Source organism: Kineococcus vitellinus (assembly GCF_009906315.1).
Taxonomy (GTDB): Bacteria; Actinomycetota; Actinomycetes; order Actinomycetales; family Kineococcaceae; genus Kineococcus; species Kineococcus vitellinus.
The window spans coordinates 1-5,709 of sequence record NZ_JAAALL010000284.1; the positions used below are offsets into that span (position 1 = coordinate 1).

At 74.4% G+C, this 5,709-nt stretch carries 5 protein-coding genes and 3 tRNA genes; 7 read left to right on the forward strand and 1 reads right to left on the reverse strand.

Annotated features, from left to right (window positions below; translation table 11 throughout):
- Positions 1-69: 69 nt before the first annotated feature.
- The 5 genes from GTQ99_RS18975 to GTQ99_RS18995 all read left to right on the forward strand — a co-directional run bounded on the left by GTQ99_RS18975 (position 70) and on the right by GTQ99_RS18995 (position 2,888).
- The gene (locus GTQ99_RS18975; protein WP_166617282.1) at positions 70-885 is read left to right on the forward strand and encodes a fumarylacetoacetate hydrolase family protein; all 816 of its coding nucleotides are present in this window, start codon (positions 70-72) and stop codon (positions 883-885) included.
- A 65-nt stretch (positions 886-950) separates the two neighbouring features.
- Positions 951-2,447, forward strand: coding sequence for a glutamate--tRNA ligase (gene gltX, locus GTQ99_RS18980; RefSeq protein ID WP_166617283.1), 1,497 nt, complete (start codon positions 951-953; stop codon positions 2,445-2,447).
- Positions 2,448-2,562: 115 nt separating this feature from the next.
- Positions 2,563-2,634, forward strand: a tRNA-Gln gene (locus GTQ99_RS18985).
- Positions 2,635-2,669: 35 nt separating this feature from the next.
- Positions 2,670-2,742 (forward strand) — tRNA-Glu (locus GTQ99_RS18990).
- A 73-nt stretch (positions 2,743-2,815) separates the two neighbouring features.
- Positions 2,816-2,888 (forward strand) — tRNA-Glu (locus tag GTQ99_RS18995).
- A gap of 53 nt (positions 2,889-2,941) precedes the next feature.
- On the opposite strand, the gene GTQ99_RS19000 is transcribed toward GTQ99_RS18995, so the two are convergent.
- Positions 2,942-3,685, reverse strand: a complete 744-nt coding sequence (locus tag GTQ99_RS19000) for an IclR family transcriptional regulator domain-containing protein (protein ID WP_166617284.1) — start codon at positions 3,683-3,685, stop codon at positions 2,942-2,944.
- Positions 3,686-3,763: 78 nt separating this feature from the next.
- Between GTQ99_RS19000 and leuC the strand changes: the two genes are divergently transcribed.
- Entirely contained in the window at positions 3,764-5,197 is a 1,434-nt protein-coding gene (gene leuC, locus GTQ99_RS19005) for a 3-isopropylmalate dehydratase large subunit (RefSeq protein WP_166617285.1), read from the forward strand.
- Between the two features lie 29 nt (positions 5,198-5,226).
- Positions 5,227-5,709 (forward strand): 3-isopropylmalate dehydratase small subunit (gene leuD, locus GTQ99_RS19010; RefSeq protein WP_166617286.1); only part of this gene is annotated, 483 nt, incomplete at its 3' end.

Genomic DNA, 5,709 nt, shown 5'->3' on the forward strand with positions numbered 1-5,709 from the left:
GCGTGAGCCTCCCCGGGCCCCCCGCCGGGCCCCGGGGAGGGCGCGCGGGCGGCCACTAGGGTGAGCCGCATGCGCATCGCGAGGTTCTCGTCCGGCGGTTCCGACCCGCGCTACGCCGTCGTCGAGGGCGCCCCCGGCGAGGAGGAGCTGCTCGTCGTCTCCGGCGACCCGCTGTTCACGCCGCTGAACCCGACGGGCGAGCGCGTGCCGCTCGTCGACGCCCGGCTGCTGGCCCCGGTCATCCCGCGCTCCAAGGTCCTCGGCATCGGCCGCAACTACGCCGCGCACGCGGCCGAGCTCGGCAACGAGGTCCCCGCCGAGCCGCTGGTGTTCACCGTGCCCAACACCTCGGTGGCCGGCCCCGGCGACCCGCTGGTCATCCCCGCCTGGGCGGGGGAGGAGCTGCACTACGAGGGCGAGCTCGCCGTCGTCATCCGCAGGCTGTGCAAGGACGTGCCGCTCGCGCGGGTGCCCGAGGTGGTCTACGGCTACACCGTGGCCAACGACGTCACCGCGCGCAGCCTGCAGGAGTCCGACAGGCAGTGGTGGCGCGCCAAGGGCGCCGACGGGTTCACCCCGCTGGGGCCGTGGATCGAGACCGAGCTGGACCCGGCCGACGTGCGCATCGAGACCCGCCGGATCACCGGCGCCGGCGCCGACGAGGAGGTCGAGGTCGTCCAGGACGGGCGGACCTCGCTCATGGTCCACGACGTCGCCGCGATCGTCGCCCACGTCTCGCAGGCCATGACCCTGCTGCCGGGCGACGTCATCCTCACCGGGACCCCCGCCGGCGTCGGGCCGGTGCGCGCCGGGCAGCGCGTGGAGGTGGAGGTCGAGGGGATCGGCGTGCTGTCGACGCCCTTCCTCGCCCCCGGGCAGGACTGAGCGCGAGCCCGCGCGAGCCCGCGCGGGACCCGGGCGGCGGCGCGCCGCAATAGGCTGGGCGGGCCATGACTGAGACTCCCGCCCCCGCCTCCGACGTCCGGGTCCGCTTCTGCCCCTCGCCCACGGGCACCCCGCACGTCGGCCTCGTCCGCACGGCCCTCTTCAACTGGGCCTACGCCCGCCACACCGGCGGCAAGCTCGTCTTCCGCATCGAGGACACCGACTCCGCCCGCGACAGCGAGGAGAGCTACGCGCAGATCCTCGAGGCGCTGCGCTGGCTCGGCCTGGACTGGGACGAGGGCATCGACGTCGGCGGCCCGCACGAGCCGTACCGCCAGAGCCGCCGCCGCGACCTCTACGACGACGTCGTGCGCCGCCTGCTCGAGGCCGGGCACCTGTACGAGTCGTTCTCGACGGCCGAGGAGATCGAGGCCCGCCACGAGGCGGCGGGGCGCTCCAAGGCCCTGGGCTACGACGGCTTCGACCGCGACCTGACCCCCGAGCAGGTCGCCGCGTTCCGGGAGGCGGGCCGCGAGCCCACCCTGCGCCTGCGGGTGCCCCAGGACCGCGACTACTCCTTCGACGACCTCGTGCGCGGGCGCATCGAGTTCAAGGCCGGCTCCTTCCCGGACCCGGTGCTGGTGCGCGCCAACGGCGAGCCGCTCTACACGCTGGTCAACCCCGTCGACGACGCGCTCATGGGGATCACCCACGTGCTGCGCGGGGAGGACCTGCTCAGCTCCACCGCCCGCCAGATCGCGCTGTACGAGGCGCTCATCGACATCGGGGTGGCCCGGGCGGTCCCGCGCTTCGGGCACCTGCCGTACGTCATGGGCGAGGGCAACAAGAAGCTGTCCAAGCGCGACCCCGAGTCCAACCTCTTCCACCACCGCGAGCGCGGCTTCGTGCCCGAGGGCCTGCTGAACTACCTCGCGCTGCTGGGCTGGGGCCTCGCCGAGGACCGCGACGTCTTCGGCGTGGAGGAGATGGTCGCCGCCTTCGACGTCGCCGACGTCAACGCCTCCCCGGCCCGCTTCGACCCCGCGAAGGCCGAGGCGATCAACGCCGCCCACCTGCGGCTGCTGGCGCCGGAGGACTTCCGCGAGCGCCTGGTGCCCTACCTGCAGGCCGCTGGGGTGCTGCCGGCGCAGCCGAGCGGGGAGCAGCTGCAGCGGCTGGCGCTGGCGGCCCCGCTGGTGCAGGAGCGCATGACGCTGCTCGGGCAGGCCCCCGGGATGCTCGGCTTCCTCTTCACCGCCGACGAGGACGTCGTCCTGGAGGCGGACGCGACGGGCGCGCTGCGCCCGGAGGCCGCCGACGTCCTCGACGCCTCGCTGGCGGCCCTGGAGGGGCTGGCGGAGTGGAGCACGCCGGCCGTGGAGGCCGCGCTGCGCGCCGCCGTCGTGGACGGGCTGGGCGTCAAGCCCAAGTTCGCCTTCGCCCCGCTGCGCACGGCCGTCACCGGCCGGCGGGTCTCCCCGCCGCTGTTCGAGTCGATGGAGATCCTCGGGCGAGGCTCCTCGCTGGCGCGGTTGCGCCGGCTGCGGGCGACGCTGGGCTGAGGGCCGGCCGCCCGGGACCTCAGGTCCCGGGCGGCGGTGCCGATTTGGGAAGCGGCGTCGGGAGCCGGTAGAGTCTGCGACGCACCCGGGCGGTTCGCCGGCCGGGAGATCACCATGGGGTATGGTGTAATTGGCAGCACGACTGATTCTGGTTCAGTTAGTCTAGGTTCGAGTCCTGGTACCCCAGCGCACGGCGCTCGTCCTCCAGGATGAGCGAGCTAGGGCCCCGTTGTGTAGCGGCCTAGCACGCCGCCCTCTCAAGGCGGTAGCGCGGGTTCGAATCCCGTCGGGGCTACTCACCAGCAAGCGTCCGGTCCGCCGGTCGCCCACCTGGACCGCTCTCGTCCACCGCTGGACGAGGCAGCTAGGGCCCCGTTGTGTAGCGGCCTAGCACGCCGCCCTCTCAAGGCGGTAGCGCGGGTTCGAATCCCGTCGGGGCTACTCACCAGGCCCCCGGTCACCGACCGGGGGCCTTCTGCGTGCCCGCCGCCCGCTCAGGCGGGCACGGTGGGCCGGCTGGGCGGCGCGACCGGCCGCAGCGCCGCCGTGAGCGCCTCGGCGGTCGCCAGGACCGCGTCGGCGTGCCGGCGCCCGGGGTGGCGGCCGAAGCGCTCGGCCGGCCCCGAGACGGACACCGCGGCCACCACGCGCCCGGACGGGCCGCGCACGGGGGCGCTCACGGAGGCCAGGCCCGCCTCGCGCTCGCCGCTGGAGTGCGCCCAGCCGCGCCGGCGCACCCCGGAGAGGGCGGCGGCGTCGAAGCGGGCGCCCAGCAGCTCCACCGACAGCCGCTCGGGGTCGTCCCAGGCGAGCAGGACCTGCGCGGCCGAGCCCGCCAGCATCGTCATGGAGGCGCCCACCGGCACGGTGTCGCGCAGTCCGTGCAGGCGGTCCGCGGCCGCGATGCACACGCGGTGGTCGCCGTGGCGGCGGTAGAGCTGGGCGCTCTCGCCGGTGGCGTCGCGCAGCGCCGTCAGCAGCGGCCCCGCGGCGGCCACGAGGCGGTCCTCGCCGGCGGCGGCGGCCAGCTCGGCGTGCCGGCCGCCGAGCACGAAGCGGCCCTGCAGGTCGCGCGCGACGAGGCGGTGGTGCTCCAGGGCGACGGCCAGCCGGTGCGCCGTCGGGCGGGCCAGCCCGGTCGCCGTCACCAGCTGCGCGAGGCTCGCCGGGCCCGCCTCCAGGGCGGTCAGCACCTGCACGGCCTTGTCGAGCACCCCGACTCCGCTAGTCTTGTCCACGGAGCGATACTGGCGTCTCAAGTGATGAGACGCAAGCGTCGATCCAGGAGACCAGGCAGTCGAGGGAGGGAACGCACCGTGGGACGCACGCTGGCGCAGAAGGTGTGGGACGACCACGTCGTCCGGCGCGGGCAGGACGGCGAGCCGGACCTGCTCTACATCGACCTCCACCTGCTCCACGAGGTCACCAGCCCCCAGGCCTTCGACGGCCTGCGGCTGGCCGGGCGCCCCGTGCGCCGCCTGGACCTGACGATCGCCACCGAGGACCACAACACCCCGACCGCGGACATCGACCGCCCGCTGTCGCTGCTGGAGGACCGCACCTCCGCCAAGCAGCTGGAGACCCTGCGCACCAACTGCGCCGAGTTCGGCGTGCGCATCCACCCCCTCGGCGACGCCGAGCAGGGCATCGTGCACGTCGTCGGCCCCCAGCTGGGCCTGACCCAGCCCGGCATGACCGTCGTCTGCGGCGACTCGCACACCTCCACCCACGGCGCGTTCGGCTCGCTGGGGATGGGCATCGGCACCAGCGAGGTCGAGCACGTCCTGGCCACCCAGACGCTGCCGCTGAAGCCGTTCAAGACGATGGCCGTCACGGTGAACGGCACGCTGCGGCCCGGCACGACGGCCAAGGACGTCATCCTCGCCGTCATCGCCGAGATCGGCACCGGCGGCGGCCAGGGCTACGTCCTGGAGTACCGCGGCGAGGCGATCCGCGCCCTGTCGATGGAGGGCCGGATGACGATCTGCAACATGTCGATCGAGGCGGGTGCGCGCGCCGGGATGGTCGCCCCCGACGAGACGACCTTCGCGTACCTGCAGGGCCGCCCGCACGCCCCGCAGGGCGCCGACTGGGACGCGGCCGTGGCGTACTGGCGCACGCTGCGCACCGACGAGGACGCCGTCTTCGACGCCGAGGTCGTCCTCGACGCCGCCGACCTGGAGCCCTTCGTCACCTGGGGCACCAACCCCGGCCAGGGCGTCCCGCTGTCCGGCTCCGTACCGGTGCCCGAGCGGATCGGCGACGACGGCGAGCGCCAGGGCGTCGAGCGGGCCCTGGCGTACATGGGCCTGGAGGGCGGCACCCCCATGCGCGAGATCGCCGTCGACACCGTCTTCATCGGCTCCTGCACCAACAGCCGCATCGAGGACCTGCGCGCCGCGGCCGAGGTCGTGCGCGGGCGCCGCAAGGCCGACGGCGTGCGCGTCATGGTCGTGCCCGGCTCGGCGAAGGTGCGCCTGCAGGCGGAGGCGGAGGGCATCGACGTCGTCTTCAAGGAGTTCGGCGCCGACTGGCGCTTCGCCGGCTGCTCGATGTGCCTGGGCATGAACCCCGACCAGCTGGCCCCCGGCGAGCGCTGCGCGTCCACCTCGAACCGCAACTTCGAGGGCCGGCAGGGCAAGGGCGGGCGCACCCACCTGGTGAGCCCGCTGGTGGCCGCGGCGACCGCCGTGCGCGGCACGCTCAGCTCGCCCGCCGACCTCGAACCCGCCCCCGCACCCGTCGCCTGACCGCCCGCCCGAGCCTGGAGGAGCCAGCCGTGGAGAAGTTCACCGTCCACACCGGTGTGGGAGTCCCGCTGCGGCGCACGGACGTCGACACCGACCAGATCATCCCCGCCGTCTACCTCAAGCGCGTCACCAAGACCGGCTTCGAGGACGCCCTCTTCGCCGCCTGGCGCGGCGACCCGTCCTTCGTGCTCAACCAGGAGCCCTACCGCCCCGGCTCGGTCCTGGTGGCCGGCAAGGACTTCGGCACCGGCTCCAGCCGCGAGCACGCCGTCTGGGCCCTGCGCGACTACGGCTTCAGGGCCGTCCTGGCCCCCCGCTTCGGCGACATCTTCCGCGGCAACGCCGGCAAGCAGGGGCTGCTGGCGGCCGTCGTCGAGCAGAGCGACATCGAGCTCATCTGGAAGGCGCTGGAGGCCCACCCGGGCACCGAGGTCACCGTCGACCTGCTCGAGCAGGTCGACGGTGACCTCGGTGCCCGGGTGGGCCTCCAGCGCCTTCCAGATGAGCTCGAT

Coding starts and splice junctions, on each gene's coding strand:
- GTQ99_RS18975 (WP_166617282.1), top strand. CDS start 70: ATGCGCATCGCGAGGTTCTCGTCCGGCGGTTCCGACCCGCGCTACGCC.
- gltX (WP_166617283.1), top strand. CDS start 951: ATGACTGAGACTCCCGCCCCCGCCTCCGACGTCCGGGTCCGCTTCTGC.